This is a genomic window from Pseudomonas sp. TNT2022 ID642 (assembly GCF_028656995.1).
Lineage (GTDB): Bacteria > Pseudomonadota > Gammaproteobacteria > Pseudomonadales > Pseudomonadaceae > Aquipseudomonas.
In genome coordinates this window covers 48425-66075 of sequence record NZ_JAMDGW010000012.1, presented here as the reverse complement: position 1 = coordinate 66075, position 17651 = coordinate 48425, and the positions used below count along the sequence as shown (strand labels likewise).

Below are 17651 nucleotides of genomic sequence, written 5' to 3'. Positions count from 1 at the left end.
CAAGCGTTTTATCTCCAGAGGTTCTAAGCAGATGGCAGCAGTACTCGTCGGTCAGTTCCATGCAAGAGATGCGGAAGGCCGCGTTTATTCCGTGCATGAGTTCCAGGAATCCAACCCGTCGGCAGACGGTCTCGCTGGCATGGAGCCTGTCACCACCTACAAACTGGCCATTGGCGATCGCATCAACAAGATCGACGACACTCAATTCGAGCTGGTTCAATCGGGCGTCATGCTGACTCGCGAACCCGAGCCAACCGTCGCTTCATAACTGGCCGTTATGAGCAGAAGTCATATGCGCAGACTTGGGGTAGGATTCAGCCACTGACCCCACCTGCTGAACATGGACTTCACGCATGCGTTTACGTCATATCGAAGTGATTCAGGCGCTCTTGCAGACCGGTCACCTGGGCACCGCCGCCGAATGGCTGCAGTTGCCGGTGGCCGAGGTCGAAGAGCGTTTGCGCGAAGCCGAGAGTCAGTTGGGGTTCATGCTGTTCGCCAGCATGCGCGGGCGCTTGCAGTCGACCCCCGAGGCGCGGGCATTGCAAGTGGAAATCGCCCACGTTTATGAAGCGCTGGAGCCAGTGCAACGTCTGGCCAGCAGCCTCAAGCAATACCTCGCTCCACCCTTGCGCATCATCGGCACCCCGCCACTGGCGCAACAATTATTGCCCCAAAGCCTCGCGGCCCTGCGCCGACGCCTGCCGGATGCACCGTGCAGCCTGCTCAGTGCGCCGACCCGCGATATCGTTCGCAGCCTGTTGTTGCGCGAAAGTGATCTCGGTCTAAGCCTGCACGACCCCGAACATCCCGACATTGATTGCCAGCCACTGGCCCAGGGCAAGCTGCAACTGCTCGCGCCCCACGGCTGGCTGCAACCGAAACAGAAATACATTTCCCTGCAGGATCTCGCGGGCCAGGCCATGGTCGGCCTCGAAGGCCAGGACCCGTTGAGCCCGGCGCTGGAAAACAAACTTCAGGCGCTGCGCCCGGCACCGAGCATCCAGACCCGGGTGCAAACCCATCAGATGATGCGCAGCATGGTCGAGGCCGGCGAAGGCCTGGCCATCGTCGACCCGTTCACTGCACTGGGCGCCCGCGCCGCCGGGCTGGATGTCTGCCCGCTGTCGCCGGCCGTGCCGATCAGTCTCTACGCGCTGACCTTCAAGCACGCCGCGCCGTCGGCGGCGATTCAGACGTTACTGGCGATCATCACGGAACAAGCCGAGGCGATGCTGGCGAGCTGAGCGAGTTCTCCAGCGGATTATCGAACAATCGATACCAGAACAACGCCACTTCGGCGGTGTTCGGATCAATGCCGCGATAGCGCAACTGGTCCACGCCACCAATCACGTAGCCGCAACGCTCATACAATCGACAGGCGCCGAGGTTGTTGTTCTGGGTTTCGAGCATGATCCCCGGCAGCTTTTTCTTGCGACTCCAGAACTGCGCGACATCGAGCAGCGCTTTTGCCACACCATGGCGCCGGGCCGGCGCATGCACCGCCAGTTCATCGATATGCGCGAAGCCGTTCCAGTTGGTGCTGATCACCAGATGGCCAACCGGCTCATCATCCAGATAGGCCATGAAAATCGCGCTATCGGCCGCGTTGTGGAAAGCGCTGAACTCCTCCGGATCGATGCCGTAGCACTTGCGGTACGGCACGATCGGCGTCACCCGCCATTGCTCGACAGGCTGGCCAATCACGGCTGAGCCATAGGCGGCGACCTCGAAACTGAAGTCGCTGCCCCAGATATACGGCGCAAAGCCTTCGTCGGCGACGCGCACCGACAGCCCTGGGTATTTCGGATTCATGACCGGTTGCATACTGGGAAAAGTCCTCATTCCTTGACGCAATCGACGGTGTACTGCCGTCCATTGCCTTCATCTTCGTGCTGCAATCCATGCACATCCGCGACGAAACCGGGGAAGCTGCTATCGAACGTGCGAGCAAATTTCAGGTAATCAATAATCGAGCGGGTCGACTCGGTAAAGCGTTCGCCGGGCATGATCAGCGGAATCCCCGGCGGATACGGCACCAGCATCACCGCGGCGATGCGCCCTTCCAACTCATCGATGGGCACTGCCTCGACTTCGCCGCGCACCAGATGATCGTAAGCGTGAGCAGGTTTCATGGCAATTTCCGGGAGCACGGTGTACATGCGTTTGAGGTGTCTGGCCGTGGCGTTGCTGCGATAACAGGCGTGCAATTGATCGCACAAATCGCGCAGACCCATGCCGCGATAACGTGCGGTGTCTTCTTGTGCCACACACGGCAGGCAAGTTTCCAGACGCACATTGGCGTCGTAACTGCGTTTGAATTCCAGCAACTCGGTGAGCAGCGTGCTCCATTTGCCTTTGGTAATGCCCATCGAGAACAGCACCAGAAATGAATACAGCCCGGTCTTCTCCACCACCAGGCCGCGCTCCCAGAGGAATTTGCTGACCACCGCCGCCGGGATGCCCTTCTCGCTCAGCGCACCGCCGGCGTTCAGCCCCGGCATCACCAACGTGACTTTGATCGGGTCGAGCAAGACGTAATCGTCACTGACCTCGCCGAAGCCATGCCATTCGGCGTCCGGTTGCAATAACCAGTCTTCGGTCTGCACGCGGTCGATGCCCTCGACACCCGGTGGCTGCCAGATCGAAAACCACCAGTCATCGGCGGCGATGTGCTGACGCAGATTGGCCAGCGCGCGGCGAAAGCTCAGGGCTTCGTCAAAGGTTTCCTGCAACAGTGAACGCCCGGCCGGGCCCTCCATCATCGCCGACGCCACGTCCAGCGAGGCGATGATGCTGTACTGCGGCGAGGTCGAGATGTGCATCATGAACGCTTCATTGAAACGGTCGCGATCGAGTTGCCGCGCGCCGCCGTCCTGTACATGAATCATCGACGCCTGACTGAACGCAGCGAGCAGCTTGTGCGTGGAATGCGTGGTGAAAACCAGCGGGCTGTCTTCGCTGCGCGAAGTGGCCATGCCGTAGCGCCCGGCGAAGAATTCATGAAACGCCGCATAGGCGTACCAGGCCTCATCGAAATGCAGCACTTCGACGCTGTTGCCAAGACTTTGCTTGATCAGCTCGGCGTTGTAACAGAGGCCGTCGTAGGTCGAGTTGGTGACCACGGCGAGTTTGACTTTCGGTGCGCGGCCCTTGGTCAGCGGGCTGGCATCGATCTTCGCCTGAATCGACTCGCGGCTGAATTCGCTCAGCGGAATCGGCCCGATAATTCCCAGCTCGTTACGCTCTGGGCACAAGTACAGGGGAATCGCGCCGGTCATGATGATCGCGTGCAAAACAGACTTGTGGCAGTTGCGATCGACCAGCACCAGATCATCGCGCGCGACCATCGAGTGCCAGACAATCTTGTTGGCGGTCGAGGTGCCATTGATCACGAAAAAGGTGTGATCGGCGCCGAAATTGCGCGCTGCACGCGCTTCCGCTTCAGCGAGCGGCCCGGTGTGATCGAGCAGCGAACCAAGCTCTGGCACCGACACCGACAGGTCCGAACGCAGGGTGTTTTCACCGAAGAACTGGTGAAATGCCTGACCCACCGGACTTTTGTGATAAGCCACGCCGCCGCCATGGCCGGGGGTGTGCCAGGAATAATTGGAATCGGCGGTGTGCTGCACCAGCGCCTTGAAAAACGGTGGCAGCAAGCCGTCCAGATACTTGCGCGCCGCCCGCGCGACCTGCCGGGCCAGAAACGGCACGGTGTCTTCGAACAGATAGAGAATGCCACGCAGTTGATTGAGCTCGGCCATGGCATCCGCCGGAGCATTTTCCAGAGTGACTTGCTCGCCGAGGGCGAAGATCGGCAGATCCGGCGCACGCACCCGCGCCAGGCCGATCAGTTCGGCCATGTTCTGCAAAAGATGCGAATTGGTGCTGGCGTCCTCGGCGGCAATCAACATGCACGCGAGGCCGTGGTGGGTCGACGCCACCAACCGCCCTTCGGCGTAGTCGATGGCCGAAACGATACTGAACCCTTCTTGCTCCAACTCCCGGGCGATGCCACGGATACGATCACCGGCGACCGTGTCGGCCTTGATGTCGCGATGAACGATCAACACCGGAAACTTCAAATCTTTGTACATGAGGCTCAGTGTCCTGAGGCGGCAGGTTTGAATCTGCCAATGCACTCAGGGTAGAGGGTTGCAGCGAATGTGGCGAGGGTGGCCAGTTGTCAGTATTTCCAGAAACAAAAAGATCGCAGCCTCCGGCAGCTCCTACATTGGAATGTGATCCCCTGTAGGAGCTGCCGAAGGCTGCGATCTTTTGATCTTTCAGGCCTGAGCGTCGGCCTCGGCGATTTGCGTCCACATCGCAGGGCCGCCCGCCGATTTGGCAATAATTTCCAACCGCACCAGATGCGCCGCCAATTCATCTTCAGTCGCACGAATGATCCGCGCAGGCTGACGATCCGCCGGCAAGCGCCGAATCTCGGTGGCCGAGTTGTCCGCGCCATCGCCCGTGCCATTGCCATCAGACGCATTACCCGCCAGCGACAGACTGGTCTGGCCGCCGGTCATGGTCAGGTAGACGTCGGCGAGAATCTCCGAGTCGAGCAAGGCGCCGTGCAGTTCACGGCCGGAGTTGTCGACGCCATAACGTTTGCACAACGCATCGAGGCTGTTGCGCTGCCCCGGGTGACGTTCCCGGGCCATCATCAGGGTGTCGAGGATCGAGCAGTGCTGGGTGATGTCAGCGCGATCGTGCTGGCCCATCAAGGCGAATTCGTTGTTGATGAAGCCAACGTCGAACGCCGCGTTGTGGATGATCAGCTGCGCGCCTTTGATGAACTCGAAGAACTCGTCGGCAACTTCGGCAAAGCGTGGCTTGCCGACGAGGAATTCGTTGGTGATGCCGTGGACGCCGATGGCGCCTTCATCACTCTCGCGATCCGGTTGCAGGTAAACGTGAAAGTGCCGGCCCGTGAGGCGCCGACCGATCAGTTCGACACAACCGATTTCAATGATCCGGTGACCATCGGTCACCGGCATGCCGGTGGTTTCGGTATCGAGTACAACGGATCTGGTGGCCATCAGTGTTCAGCTCTCAGCGGGTCGATCTTGCAAAAAACGCGGATATTAGCACGCTCACGGTTCGCATCGCGCGCCGGCTTGAATGACAACCCACCAACCTGCGGCAGCTCCTACAGGGGGTATGTATTGGGAATCAGGTCTGCTTGTAACCACGCACTTCGTCGACACCACGGTTCGCCAACTGGTCCGCCCGCTCGTTACCGTGATGACCAATGTGCCCACGCACCCATTTCCAGGTGACCTTGTGGCGGTTGACCTGCTCATCCAGTTCTTTCCACAGATCGGCGTTTTTTACCGGTTCTTTGGCCGCAGTCTTCCAACCGCGTTTCTTCCAGTTGGCCATCCACTCGTTGATGCCCTTCATCACGTATTGCGAGTCGGTCACCAGCAGCACTTCGCACGGGCGCTTCAAGGCTTCGAGGCCGCGAATCGCGCCGAGCAACTCCATGCGGTTGTTGGTGGTGTTGGCTTCGCCGCCCCACAGTTCCTTTTCGACGCCCTTGCACACCAGCAAGGCGCCCCAGCCGCCCGGGCCGGGATTACCCTTGCAGGCGCCGTCAGTGAACAGCTCTACGGTGTCGACGCTTTCAACGCTTTCGCTCATGCCACTCTATCCAGAAAAATGCGTGTCTTGCCGATCACGGATCGACAATGACCGAGGCCGGGACAAACCCGGCCAAAAATAAAATAAGTTTTATGGTTCGATGCGGCGGCGGTTGACCTTGGCCATCGGCAGCGGAATCAGCTTGCCCATCGGCTCGCGACGTTCCTGACGCAACGGCCTGAGCCCAACCACAATCTTGCGCGCGACCAATAAGTAGAAGCCGCCACCCGACAGCTGCCAGTCACCGGCCTTGCGTTCCCAGCCAGCCAGACGGGCTTGCCACTTGGGTGACGCGAGCGGCGGACGATAGCACCCGAAGCGGCGTTTCTCCAGCGCAAAGCCGAGCAGATTGAGCCAGTCGGCAACCCGCGACGGCGAGATGCAGCGCGCCTTTCGCAGGGCGTCGTGGGCAAATACATGACGCAGGCCCCAAGTGCTCCACGGGTTGATGCCGATGATCAGCAAATGCCCGCCGGGGCGCACGCTGCTCGCCGCTTCACGCAGCAATCCGTGGGGCGACAGGCAGAAATCCAGACCGTGCTGCATCACCACCACATCGGCAGCATGCTCGCTAAGCGGCCAGGCCTGCTCTTCGCAGACGATTTCGACGCCCGGCAACGGCGCACCGAGGCGCACATTGCGCTGCACTTGCGGCGCCGCCGGCGGGGTCTCGGCCGATGGCCCGTAGTGCACCAGATAACCGCCAAAGAACCGGCCCAACTCGTCTTCGAGCATGCGCCGCTCTTCATCGAGCAGAAATTGCCCGAGCGGGCCGGACAGCCATTCACGGGCTGCACCGATCAGGGCCAGCCAGTCAGGATCAGCCTGTGCGAACGCTTTATCACTCATCGCATTCTCCAAAGCGCCAGGAACTACTAAGATGCGCCAATGTTTTCCGCTTGGCGAATTCCGACGATGATACAGATCAGTGCCCTGCCCGCGTTCACCGATAACTACATCTGGTTGTTACAGGATCACCGCTCCCAGCGCTGCGCGGTGGTCGACCCGGGCGATGCCGCGCCGGTGCAGGCGTGGCTCGAAGCGCATTCGGGCTGGGTGTTGAGCGATATCCTGATCACCCACCACCATCATGATCACGTTGGCGGCGTCGAACGCCTGAAAGCGCTGAGCGGTGCGAAAGTCTACGGCCCGGCCAGCGAAAGCATTCCGGGGCGCGATGTGGCGCTCAAGGACAACGACACAGTCAGCGTGCTCGGCTGGGACTTCGACGTCTATGCGGTGCCCGGTCACACCCTGGGACACATTGCCTACTACCACCACGGCCTGCTGTTCTGCGGTGACACCCTGTTCGCGGCCGGTTGCGGCCGTTTGTTCGAAGGCACACCGGAGCAAATGCACCATTCGCTCACCCGCCTCGCCGCGTTACCGGAAGATACGCTGGTCTACTGCACCCATGAATACACCCTGAGCAATCTGAAGTTTGCCGCCGCCGTCGAGCCAAGCAATCCGCACATTGCCGCCCGTCTGGAAAAAGTCACCCAGCAGCGGCAAAACGGCGTGATGACCCTGCCCTCGACCCTGGCTCTGGAAAAGCTCACAAATCCGTTTTTGCGCACCACTGAAACATTAGTTACACAAAAAGTGGACGAACGGGCAGGCGCTCAAAACCGGGCGCCGAGTGAGGTATTTGCGGCTCTGCGGGCCTGGAAAGATAAGTTCTAAGTGCCCCGCCACTTGGTACAAAAATTCTGAATGGTTGACCTAGGGGGGTGCGCTTTCTAGAATCGCCCGACATTTTTGCCCGGAACTTACTTCCAGCCAATGTCGTCATCCATACGTAAGTCCGTCAATTCAGACGCATTGACCCGCCTGGCGCAAGCCATCGCGGTGGCTGTGTCCGCCACGCTGGCGGGCTGTTCCAGCCATGCTCCGCAGACTGAAGCGACCCATACGCCGAACATTGCTGCGCGAGCCAAGCAGAAGCCGATCTGGCTGACCGAAAAGCCTAGCCCACAGGTTCCCCAGGACATCTGGGAACGCATGCGCCAGGGCTTTCAGCTGCAGGAAGGCCTCGGCGTCAACCCGCGCATCGAGCAACAGCGCCTGTGGTTCGCCAGCAATCCCTCTTTTCTCGAGAATGCCGGCGAACGCGGCAGTCTCTATATTCACTACATCGTCGAACGCCTCGAAGAACGCAACATGCCGCTGGAACTGGCCCTGTTGCCAGTGATTGAAAGCGCCTACAACCCGATGGCCTATTCCCGGGCCGATGCAGTCGGGCTGTGGCAATTCATTCCTTCCACCGGGCGTTACTTCAACCTGCGTCAGACCCGCTTCTATGATGGCCGGCGCGACATCACCGCCTCGACCACGGCAGCGATGGATTACCTGACCCGTCTGCACGACATGTTCAACGGCGACTGGTTGCTGGCCCTGGCGGCATATAACGCCGGTGAAGGCACGGTCAGCCGCGCGATCGAACGCAACGAAAAGCTTGGCCTGCCAACCGACTACTGGAACCTGCCGCTGCCGGCGGAAACCCAGGCCTACGTGCCGAAGCTGCTGGCATTGTCGCAAGTGGTACTGGCGCCGGAAGCCTACGGCGTCAACCTCAACCCGATCGCCAACGAACCGTACTTCCAGGTCGTCGAAATCAACCAGCGCATGGACCTGTCGAAGGTTGCTGCGGTGGCCAACATCGACGAAGACGAACTGTTCCAGCTCAACCCGGCCTTCAAGCAACGCACCACCATCGACGGCCCCCAGCATTTGCTGGTGCCAACGTCGAAGGCGCAATTGCTGACCGCCAGTTTGCAGACCATGCGACCTGACGAGCTGATAAGCCCGCGTTCGCTGAAACCGGTGTTCGAGGGTGCTGACCCGTCGGAAGTCGCCAAGCTCAAGCGTGCTTATCGCGTGAAGCGTGGCGACAACCTCGGCTCCATCGCCAAGGCCAACAAGGTCGAAGTCAAGGATCTGCAACGCTGGAACAAGCTGACCGGCAAGAACCTCAAGGTTGGCCAGACGTTGGTGATGCAAGACACCACCAAGCGCGCTCCGGCACGCAAGTCTGGGCGCGTCAATACAGTGATTGCGGCCAACAGCAAGACCAAAGGCAAGGACGACAGCGCGCAGCAGACCCAGTACAAGGTCAAACGCGGCGATACGCTGTATGTCGTGGCCAAGCGCTTCAACGTTGAGATGCAGCATCTCAAGCGCTGGAACCCGGGTGCGGGCAAGGCGTTGAAGCCTGGGCAGATGCTCACGGTTTATCAGCCGCACTGATGAAGAGCCCCTGAGATTTCAGGGGCTTTTTTTTGGATCACGTTTTTGTGTTGCTCTTAAGATCCATCCCCCTCACCCCAGCCCTCTCCCCCAAGGGGGCGAGCGGAAAAGGGAGCCGATCTCCGTGTTGTTCAAAATCCGAGTTCGGCTCGGTATCGCACGTCAGTGCAGCTCTCGCAAACACCACGGTCAGTCCCCTCTCCCCCTGGGAGAGGGTTAGGGTGAGGGGCTCTTCAAAACGTGAGTTCGACTCGGTGCAGCACGTCGGTGCCATTCGCCCAAACACCACGATCAGTCCCCTCTCCCCCCGGGAGAGGGTTAGGGTGAGGGGCTTTGCAAAACGTGAGTTCGGCTCGGTATCGCACGTCGGCGTAGCTCGAAGAAACAACTCGGTCAGTCCCCTCTCCCTCTGGGAGAGGGTTAGGGTGAGGGCCTCTTCGCGCAAACGATTAACCGCGCATTAACCGACATCTTTTTCCTGTCCAGACAAGCTGTTACTGTACGGCCCACTAAGCCCAAGCCGCCTGGATCGGATCTGACTTGAAGCGTCCCCTCCTCCTGCTCCTGATCAGCCTGGCCTTGAGCTCAACCGCAAGCGCGACGATTACCGAAAGTCACGGTTATGCGCAGTTCGGCACGCTCAAGTACCCGGCCAGATTTACCCACTTCGACTGGGTCAACCCGCAAGCGCCCAAGGGCGGTACGTTGCGGGTGATGGCGTTCGGCACCTTCGATACGGTCAATCCGTACACGTTCAAGGGCACCAGCCCGGTCACCACAGCGAATTTCCTCCAGTACGGCATCAATGAGCTGAACGAGCCGCTGATGGTCGGCACCGGCCAGTACTCGCCTTCCGGTGACGAGCCCGCGTCGAGTTACGGCTTGATCGCGCAATCGGTGGAGTACAGCGAAGATCGCAGCTGGGTCGTCTTTAACCTGCGTCCCGAGGCGCGTTTTCACGACGGCACGCCGATCACCGCTTATGACGTAGCTTTCTCCTATCGAACGCTGCTCAAGGACGGTCACCCGCTGTACCGCACCGCCCTGCAGGAAGTGCTGCGCGTCGACATTCTCAACAAACAGCGCATCCGCTTCGTGCTCAAGCGCTCGGGCAATCCGCTGTTGATCCTGCGCCTCGGCGAATTGCCGGTGCTGCCGCAGCATTACTGGAAAGACCGCGACTTCAAAGCCACCACCTTCGAACCGCCACTGGGCAGCGGCCCGTATCGCATCACTTCGGTGACGCCGGGCCGGCAGCTGATCTTTGAACGGGTCAAGGATTACTGGGGCAAGGACCTGCCGGTCAATCGCGGCAAGTACAACTTCGATCGCATGGAAGTCGAGTTCTACCGCGACAGCGATGTGGCCTTCGAAGCGTTCAAGGCTGGCGAATTCGACATCTACATCGAGCATCAGGCGAAGAACTGGGCCAACGGTTACAACTTCCCCGCGATACGCCGTGGCGACGTGATCAAGGCGCAGATCCCGCATCAGATCCCGACTCAGAGTCAGGGCCTGTTCATGAACACCCGCCGCGCCACCTTCGCCGATGTGAAGACCCGCGAAGCGCTGGGCCTGATGTTCGACTTCGAGTGGACCAACCGCGCGCTGTTCAGCGACGCCTACAAACGCACCACCAGTTACTACCCCAACAGTGAATTCACAACCTCCGGCCTGCCGGTCGGGCATGAATGGCTGATGCTCAAGCCGTACAAGGATCAACTGCCGGCCAAGCTGTTCACCGAGCCGTTCACCTTGCCAAAAACCGACGGTCGCGGCATTCCCCGGGAAACCATGCGCAAAGCTTTGGCATTGCTCGCCGAAGCCGGCTGGAAGCTCAACGGTCAGCGCCTGCAAAACGCTAACGGCCAACCGCTGCGATTCGAGCTGCTGCTGGTCAATCCGAATCTGGAGCGCCTCTACCAGCCCTACATCGAGAACCTCAACAGCATCGGCATCGACGCGCGCCTGCGCACCGTCGATCGGGCGCAGTACAAACAGCGCCTCGATCAATTTGATTTCGACATGATCTCGATGACGCTCAACCAGACCCTCAGCCCGGGCCTTGAGCAGTGGCAGTACTTCCACTCCAGCCAGGTCGGGGTCAAGGGCAGCAAGAACTACGCGGGCATCGCCAACCCGGTGGTCGATCACCTGCTCGAACAATTGCTCGCCGCGCGCACCCGCGACGAACAGGTCGCCGCCGGCAAGGCGCTCGACCGCGTGCTGCTCTGGCAGCATTACAGCATTCCCAACTGGTACCTCAATTATCACCGTCTGGCCTACCGCAACCGGTTGGCCTTCGTCACCACGCCGCCCTACACCCTGGGCCTGAGCGCATGGTGGCTGAAGTCTTCGGAGAAAGATCGATGAACCCCATCCGCGCCCTGCTCGTCCAGGCTAGCGGCTTGCTGTTCGCCGGGCTGGCCTTTGCCGCCCCGCAACACGCCGTGACCCTGTACAACGAGCCACCGAAATACCCGGCCGATTTCAAGCAATTCGATTACGTGAACCCCGACGCGCCCAAGGGCGGAATCTTCCGTCAGGCCGGTTTCGGCGGCTTCGACAGCCTCAACCCGTTTATCAGCAAAGGCGTGCCGGCCGATGACATCGGGCAGATCTACGACACCCTGACCAAACACAGCCTCGACGAGCCGTTCACCGAATACGGCCTGATCGCCGGCAAAATCGAAAAAGCCCCGGACAACAGTTGGGTGCGTTTCTATCTGCGCCCTGAAGCACGTTTCCATGACGGTCACCCGGTGCGCGCCGACGACGTGGTGTTCAGCTTCAACACGCTGACCAAAGAAGGCTCGCCGATGTTTCGCGGCTACTACAGCGACGTGTCCGAAGTGATCGCCGAAGACCCGCTGAAAGTGCTGTTCAAGTTCAAACACAGCAACAACCGCGAACTGCCACTGATCCTCGGCCAATTACCGGTGCTGCCAAAACACTGGTGGGCCGATCGCGATTTCAACAAAGGCAACCTGGAAATTCCCCTCGGTAGCGGCCCGTACAAGGTCGCCGAAGTAAAAGCCGGGCGTTCGGTGCGTTACGAGCGGGTCAAGGATTACTGGGGCAAGGACTTGCCGGTCAACCGTGGCTTCTACAATTTCGACACCATGACCACCGATTACTACCGCGACAACACCGTCGCCCTTGAAGCGCTAAAGGCCGGACAGTTCGATTACTGGCTGGAAATGACCGCGAAGAACTGGGCCAACGCCTATAACATCCCGGCGGTTACTGAAGGTCGCCTGATCAAGGAACAGATCGCCAACAGCAACCCGACCGGCATGCAGGGCTTCGTTTACAACTTGCGCCGTCCAGTGTTCCAGGACGCGCGCGTGCGTCAGGCGCTCGGCCTGTTGTTCGATTTCGAATGGACCAACAAGCAACTGTTCAACGGTGCCTACTTCCGCACCCGCAGCTATTTCGAGAACTCGGAAATGGCCGCCACCGGCCTGCCCGATGCCGATCAACGGGCGATCCTCGAGCCGTTCCGCAGCAAACTGCCGGCGCAAGTGTTCAGTGAAGCCTTCGAAAACCCCAAGACCGACGCCAGCGGCATGATCCGCACCCAACAGCGCGAGGCCTATCAACTGCTGCAGGAAGCTGGCTGGAAGATCGTCGACGACAAAATGGTCGACGCCACGGGCAAACCGGTGGTCATCGAATTCCTCCTCGCGCAGACCGAATTCGAACGGGTTCTGCTGCCGTTCAAGCGCAACCTCAGCGACCTCGGCATCGATCTGGTAATCCGCCGCGTGGACGTTTCGCAGTACATCAACCGCGTGCGTTCGCGGGATTTCGACATGATGGTCGGCAGCTTCCCGCAGTCCAACTCGCCGGGTAACGAGCAGCGCGAATACTGGATGAGCGCCGCCGCCGATAAACCGAGCAGCCGCAATTCCCTGGGTTTGAAAGACCCGATCGTCGATCAACTGGTCGAGAACCTGATCAACGCCGATTCGCGCAAAAGCCTGGTGGCCCACGCCCGAGCGCTGGATCGTGTGCTGCAATGGGGTTATTACGTGATCCCCAACTGGCACATCAAGACCTGGCGCGTGGCGTACTGGAACCACATCGGTCACCCGAAAGTCTCGCCAAAATACGACATCGGGATTAACACCTGGTGGGTCAAGCCGGACGCCAAACCGGCGATAGAAGTCGAAACCAAACTGCAAGCCGACCCTGCGGGCACGGAGTAATCAGATGCTGGCGTATATTTTTCGGCGACTGCTGCTGATCATCCCGACGCTGTTCGGCATTTTGCTGATCAACTTTGTGATCATCCAGGCTGCGCCCGGCGGCCCGGTGGAACAGATGATCGCCAAGCTCGAAGGCTTCGAAGGCGCCACCAGCCGGATTGCCGGCGGCGGTGCCGAGGTGTCGGTGGCCGGTTCGTCGTATCGCGGTGCGCAGGGTCTGGACCCGGCGCTGATCAAGGAAATCGAGCACATGTACGGGTTCGACAAATCGGCCCCGGAACGCCTGTGGATCATGGTCAAGAACTACGCGCAGCTGGATTTCGGCGACAGTTTTTTTCGCGACGCCAAGGTCATCGACCTGATCAAGGAAAAGATGCCGGTGTCGATCTCGCTGGGGCTGTGGAGCACGCTGATCATGTACCTGGTGTCGATCCCGCTGGGGATCGCCAAAGCCACGCGACACGGCAGCCACTTCGATGTGTGGACCAGTTCGGCAATCATCGTCGGCTACGCGATCCCGGCGTTCCTTTTTGCGATTCTGCTGATCGTGGTGTTTGCCGGCGGCAGTTATCTCGACTGGTTCCCGTTACGCGGGCTGACCTCGAACAACTTCGATGAACTGAGCTTCGGCGGCAAGATCCTCGATTACTTCTGGCATTTGGCATTGCCGGTGACTGCGCTGGTGATCGGCAACTTCGCGACCATGACCCTGCTGACCAAAAACAGCTTCCTCGACGAGATCAACAAGCAATACGTGGTCACCGCCAAGGCCAAAGGCCTGACCCGCCATCGCGTGCTCTACGGCCATGTGTTCCGCAACGCCATGCTGTTGGTGATCGCCGGGTTCCCGTCGGCGTTCATCGGCATCTTCTTCACAGGCTCCTTGCTGGTCGAAGTGATCTTCTCCCTCGACGGTTTGGGCCTGATGAGTTTCGAAGCGGCGATCAACCGCGATTACCCGGTGGTGTTCGGCACCCTGTTCATCTTCACCCTGCTCGGGCTGGTGGTGAAACTGATCGGCGACCTCACCTACACCCTGGTCGATCCGCGCATCGACTTCGAAAGCCGGGAGCATTGAGATGAACCTGTCCCCTCTCAACCGCCGCCGCTTCGAACTGTTCAAGGCCAACAAGCGCGGCTGGTGGTCGCTGTGGCTGTTTCTGGTGCTGTTCGGCCTGAGCCTCGGCGCCGAACTGATCGCCAACGACAAGCCGCTGGTGGTGCATTACGACAACAACTGGTATTTCCCGGCGATCAAGCGCTACCCGGAAACTGCGTTCGGCGGCGAATTCCCGCTGGAAGCCAACTACAAGAGCCCGTACATCCGCGAACTGCTCAAGGCCAAGGATGCGTGGGTGCTGTGGGCGCCGATTCCCTACAGCTACCAGAGCATCAACTACGACCTGAAAGTCCCGGCGCCCGCCCCGCCCTCGGCGGATAACCTGCTGGGCACTGACGATCAGGGCCGCGATGTGCTGGCGCGGGTGATTTACGGTTTCCGCATTTCCGTGCTGTTTGCGCTGACGCTAACCGTGTTGAGTTCGATCATCGGCGTGATTGCCGGTGCTTTGCAGGGCTTCTATGGCGGCTGGGTCGACCTGGCCGGGCAACGTTTTCTGGAGATCTGGTCGGGGCTGCCGGTGCTGTATCTGCTGATCATCCTCGCCAGTTTCGTCCAGCCGAACTTCTGGTGGCTGCTCGGGATCATGTTGCTGTTCTCGTGGATGAGTCTGGTCGACGTGGTGCGCGCCGAGTTCCTCCGTGGCCGTAACCTTGAATACGTGCGCGCAGCGCGGGCGCTGGGCATGCAGAACGGCGCGATCATGTTCCGCCACATACTGCCCAATGCGATGGTCTCGACCATGACCTTCATGCCGTTCATCCTCACCGGCGCCATCGGCACCCTCACCGCGTTGGACTTCCTCGGTTTCGGTTTGCCGGCCGGCAGTCCATCGCTGGGTGAACTGGTCGCCCAGGGCAAATCCAACCTGCAAGCGCCGTGGCTGGGCATGAGTGCCTTCGCCGTGCTCGCCTTGATGTTGAGTTTGCTGGTGTTTATCGGCGAGTCCGCTCGCGATGCCTTCGACCCGAGGAAGTGAAATGAATCAGGACAATCTGATCGAAGTGCGTGACCTCGCCGTCGAATTCGGTTTCGGCGAGCGCGTGCACCGGGTCGTTGAAGGCGTGAGTTTCGACATCAAGCGTGGCGAAACCCTGGCGCTGGTGGGCGAATCAGGCTCGGGCAAATCGGTGACCGCGCACTCGATCCTGCGCCTGCTGCCCTACCCGATGGCGCGCCATCCGGCCGGCAGCATCAACTATGCCGGGCAAAACCTGCTGGGCCTCAGTGAAAAAACCATTCGCCACATTCGTGGTAATCGCATCGCGATGATCTTTCAGGAGCCGATGACCTCGCTGAATCCGCTGCACTCGATCGAGAAGCAGATCAACGAAGTCCTCGGCATCCACAAAGGCCTGACCGGCAAAGTGGCGACCAAACGCACGCTGGAGCTGCTGGAAATGGTCGGCATCCCCGAGCCGCACAAGCGCCTCAAGGCCCTGCCTCACGAATTGTCCGGCGGCCAGCGCCAACGGGTGATGATCGCCATGGCCTTGGCCAACGAGCCGGAACTGTTGATTGCCGACGAACCGACCACGGCGCTGGACGTGACCGTTCAGCTGAAAATCCTCGATTTGCTCAAGGAATTACAGGCCAGATTGGGCATGTCGCTGTTACTGATCAGTCACGATTTGAACCTGGTGCGAAGAATTGCGCATCGCGTATGTGTCATGCAGCGCGGTTGCATCGTCGAACAGGCATCGTGCGCAGAGCTGTTCCGTTCGCCGCAGCATCCGTACACTCGGGAATTGCTCGGCGCGGAGCCCAGCGGAGGCCCGGCGAGCAATAAAATCGGCGCGCCGCTGCTTGAGGTCGAAGACCTGAAAGTCTGGTTCCCGATCAAGAAAGGCCTGCTCAAGCGCACGGTGGATCACGTCAAGGCAGTGGACGGCATCAATTTCAGCCTGCCCCAGGGTCAGACCTTGGGGATTGTCGGCGAAAGCGGTTCCGGCAAATCCACGCTGGGTCTGGCGATTTTGCGGCTGATTGGCAGCAAAGGCGCGATCCGCTTTGAAGGCAAGCAGCTAGACTGCCTGACGCAGAACGAGGTTCGCCCGTTGCGTCGGCAGATGCAGGTGGTGTTTCAGGACCCGTTTGGCAGCCTGAGCCCGCGCATGTGTGTCAGCGACATCGTTGGCGAAGGCCTGCGGATTCACAAGATGGGCACCGCCGAGGAACAGGAAGCGGCGATTATTGCGGCATTGAAGGAGGTAGGTCTGGATCCGGAAACCCGGCACCGCTACCCCCACGAATTTTCCGGTGGGCAACGGCAACGAATCGCCATTGCCCGGGCTTTGGTGCTGAAACCGGCGCTGATCCTGCTGGACGAGCCGACGTCGGCGCTCGACCGGACGGTGCAGCGGCAAGTGGTGGAGCTGTTGCGTTCACTGCAAGCCAAGTACAACCTGACGTATTTGTTTATCAGCCATGACCTGGCTGTCGTCAAAGCGCTGAGCCACCAGTTGATGGTGGTCAAGCATGGCCAAGTGGTCGAACAGGGAGACGCGCAAAGTATTTTTGCCGCCCCCCAACATCCGTATACACAGCAGTTGCTGGAAGCCGCTTTTTTGGCACCAGCCACTGCGCAATAACCTGAAAGAGGAGCAACACATGGGTTTTCTCGCCGGTAAGCGCGTACTGATCGTCGGTGTCGCCAGCAAGCTGTCCATCGCATCCGGCATCGCTGCCGCCATGCATCGCGAGGGCGCTGAGCTTGCCTTCACTTATCAGAACGACAAACTGAAAGGTCGTGTTGAAGAATTCGCCCAAGGCTGGGGTTCGAGCCCTGAGCTGTGCTTCCCGTGCGACGTGGCCAGCGATGAAGAAATCGCCAAGGTCTTCGAAGCACTGAGCAAGAAGTGGGATGGCTTGGACTGCATCGTCCACTCCGTTGGTTTCGCCCCGGGCGACCAACTGGACGGCGACTTCACCGAAGCCACCACCCGTGACGGTTTCCGCATCGCTCACGACATCAGCGCCTACAGCTTCGTGGCCCTGGCCAAGGCCGGCCGCGAAATGATGAAAGGCCGCAACGGCAGCCTGCTGACCCTGTCGTACCTGGGCGCCGAGCGCACCATGCCGAACTACAACGTGATGGGCATGGCCAAGGCTTCGCTGGAAGCTGGCGTACGTTACCTGGCCGGCTCCCTGGGCCCGGACGGCACCCGCGTCAACTGCGTATCGGCTGGCCCGATCCGTACTCTGGCAGCCTCGGGCATCAAGAACTTCCGCAAGATGCTGGCCGCCAACGAAGCGCAAACCCCGCTGCGTCGCAACGTCACCATCGACGAAGTCGGCAACGCCGGCGCCTTCCTGTGCTCCGACCTGGCGTCGGGCATCAGCGGCGAAATCATGTACGTAGACGGCGGCTTCAACACCACCGCCATGGGCAACATCGAAGAGTGATCTTCGCTTAGCCAATAAAA

Annotated in this window: 15 protein-coding genes; 10 read left to right on the top strand and 5 right to left on the bottom strand. The window is 60.1% G+C overall.

The window, feature by feature from the left end; translation table 11 throughout:
* Positions 1–31 precede the first annotated feature (31 nt).
* Both M5G26_RS12700 and M5G26_RS12695 read left to right on the top strand, forming a co-directional pair.
* Positions 32–268 (top strand): hypothetical protein, encoded by a 237-nt coding sequence (locus M5G26_RS12700; protein ID WP_150694917.1) that lies wholly within the window; start codon positions 32–34, stop codon positions 266–268.
* A gap of 85 nt (positions 269–353) precedes the next feature.
* Entirely contained in the window at positions 354–1247 is an 894-nt protein-coding gene (locus tag M5G26_RS12695; protein ID WP_273915551.1) for a LysR family transcriptional regulator, read from the top strand.
* On the opposite strand, the gene M5G26_RS12690 is transcribed toward M5G26_RS12695, so the two are convergent.
* The 5 genes from M5G26_RS12690 to M5G26_RS12670 form a co-directional block, all read right to left on the bottom strand.
* Positions 1213–1827, bottom strand: coding sequence for a GNAT family N-acetyltransferase (locus tag M5G26_RS12690; RefSeq protein WP_273915550.1), 615 nt, complete (start codon positions 1825–1827; stop codon positions 1213–1215). The two genes, M5G26_RS12695 and M5G26_RS12690, sit on opposite strands and share 35 nt — an antisense overlap.
* 14 nt (positions 1828–1841) lie before the next feature.
* Positions 1842–4097, bottom strand: a complete 2256-nt coding sequence (locus tag M5G26_RS12685; protein WP_150694915.1) for an Orn/Lys/Arg decarboxylase N-terminal domain-containing protein — start codon at positions 4095–4097, stop codon at positions 1842–1844.
* A 189-nt stretch (positions 4098–4286) separates the two neighbouring features.
* Complete coding sequence (gene dnaQ / locus M5G26_RS12680; protein ID WP_122844425.1) at positions 4287–5045, bottom strand: DNA polymerase III subunit epsilon; 759 nt, start codon at positions 5043–5045, stop codon at positions 4287–4289.
* Between the two features lie 133 nt (positions 5046–5178).
* Positions 5179–5649 (bottom strand): ribonuclease HI, encoded by a 471-nt coding sequence (gene rnhA / locus M5G26_RS12675; RefSeq protein WP_064390484.1) that lies wholly within the window; start codon positions 5647–5649, stop codon positions 5179–5181.
* A gap of 90 nt (positions 5650–5739) precedes the next feature.
* Entirely contained in the window at positions 5740–6498 is a 759-nt protein-coding gene (locus tag M5G26_RS12670) for a class I SAM-dependent methyltransferase (RefSeq protein WP_038366031.1), read from the bottom strand.
* Positions 6499–6564: 66 nt separating this feature from the next.
* Between M5G26_RS12670 and gloB the strand changes: the two genes are divergently transcribed.
* From gloB to fabI, 8 genes are all read left to right on the top strand, one after another.
* Complete coding sequence (gloB, locus tag M5G26_RS12665; RefSeq protein WP_273915547.1) at positions 6565–7332, top strand: hydroxyacylglutathione hydrolase; 768 nt, start codon at positions 6565–6567, stop codon at positions 7330–7332.
* Between the two features lie 99 nt (positions 7333–7431).
* Positions 7432–8895 (top strand): transglycosylase SLT domain-containing protein, encoded by a 1464-nt coding sequence (locus M5G26_RS12660; RefSeq protein WP_134178184.1) that lies wholly within the window; start codon positions 7432–7434, stop codon positions 8893–8895.
* Between the two features lie 540 nt (positions 8896–9435).
* Positions 9436–11268, top strand: a complete 1833-nt coding sequence (locus tag M5G26_RS12655; protein WP_273915545.1) for an extracellular solute-binding protein — start codon at positions 9436–9438, stop codon at positions 11266–11268.
* The gene (locus M5G26_RS12650) at positions 11265–13106 is read left to right on the top strand and encodes an extracellular solute-binding protein (RefSeq protein WP_273915544.1); all 1842 of its coding nucleotides are present in this window, start codon (positions 11265–11267) and stop codon (positions 13104–13106) included. The genes M5G26_RS12655 and M5G26_RS12650 overlap by 4 nt, the downstream gene beginning before the upstream one ends.
* Positions 13107–13110: 4 nt before the next feature.
* Complete coding sequence (locus tag M5G26_RS12645) at positions 13111–14184, top strand: microcin C ABC transporter permease YejB (protein ID WP_007910584.1); 1074 nt, start codon at positions 13111–13113, stop codon at positions 14182–14184.
* A gap of 1 nt (position 14185) precedes the next feature.
* Positions 14186–15205 (top strand): ABC transporter permease, encoded by a 1020-nt coding sequence (locus tag M5G26_RS12640; RefSeq protein WP_095047909.1) that lies wholly within the window; start codon positions 14186–14188, stop codon positions 15203–15205.
* A gap of 1 nt (position 15206) precedes the next feature.
* A complete protein-coding gene (locus M5G26_RS12635; RefSeq protein ID WP_273915542.1) occupies positions 15207–16817 on the top strand; it encodes an ABC transporter ATP-binding protein in 1611 nt (536 codons plus the stop codon).
* Between the two features lie 19 nt (positions 16818–16836).
* On the top strand, positions 16837–17631 hold the full coding sequence (gene fabI, locus M5G26_RS12630) for an enoyl-ACP reductase FabI (protein ID WP_007910591.1): 795 nt from the start codon (positions 16837–16839) through the stop codon (positions 17629–17631).
* Positions 17632–17651 lie beyond the last annotated feature (20 nt).

Coding starts and splice junctions, on each gene's coding strand:
- fabI (WP_007910591.1), top strand. CDS start 16,837: ATGGGTTTTCTCGCCGGTAAGCGCGTACTGATCGTCGGTGTCGCCAGC.
- gloB (WP_273915547.1), top strand. CDS start 6,565: ATGATACAGATCAGTGCCCTGCCCGCGTTCACCGATAACTACATCTGG.
- M5G26_RS12640 (WP_095047909.1), top strand. CDS start 14,186: ATGAACCTGTCCCCTCTCAACCGCCGCCGCTTCGAACTGTTCAAGGCC.
- rnhA (WP_064390484.1), bottom strand. CDS start 5,649: ATGAGCGAAAGCGTTGAAAGCGTCGACACCGTAGAGCTGTTCACTGAC.
- dnaQ (WP_122844425.1), bottom strand. CDS start 5,045: ATGGCCACCAGATCCGTTGTACTCGATACCGAAACCACCGGCATGCCG.
- M5G26_RS12685 (WP_150694915.1), bottom strand. CDS start 4,097: ATGTACAAAGATTTGAAGTTTCCGGTGTTGATCGTTCATCGCGACATC.
- M5G26_RS12660 (WP_134178184.1), top strand. CDS start 7,432: ATGTCGTCATCCATACGTAAGTCCGTCAATTCAGACGCATTGACCCGC.
- M5G26_RS12700 (WP_150694917.1), top strand. CDS start 32: ATGGCAGCAGTACTCGTCGGTCAGTTCCATGCAAGAGATGCGGAAGGC.
- M5G26_RS12670 (WP_038366031.1), bottom strand. CDS start 6,498: ATGAGTGATAAAGCGTTCGCACAGGCTGATCCTGACTGGCTGGCCCTG.
- M5G26_RS12635 (WP_273915542.1), top strand. CDS start 15,207: ATGAATCAGGACAATCTGATCGAAGTGCGTGACCTCGCCGTCGAATTC.
- M5G26_RS12650 (WP_273915544.1), top strand. CDS start 11,265: ATGAACCCCATCCGCGCCCTGCTCGTCCAGGCTAGCGGCTTGCTGTTC.
- M5G26_RS12690 (WP_273915550.1), bottom strand. CDS start 1,827: ATGCAACCGGTCATGAATCCGAAATACCCAGGGCTGTCGGTGCGCGTC.
- M5G26_RS12645 (WP_007910584.1), top strand. CDS start 13,111: ATGCTGGCGTATATTTTTCGGCGACTGCTGCTGATCATCCCGACGCTG.
- M5G26_RS12695 (WP_273915551.1), top strand. CDS start 354: ATGCGTTTACGTCATATCGAAGTGATTCAGGCGCTCTTGCAGACCGGT.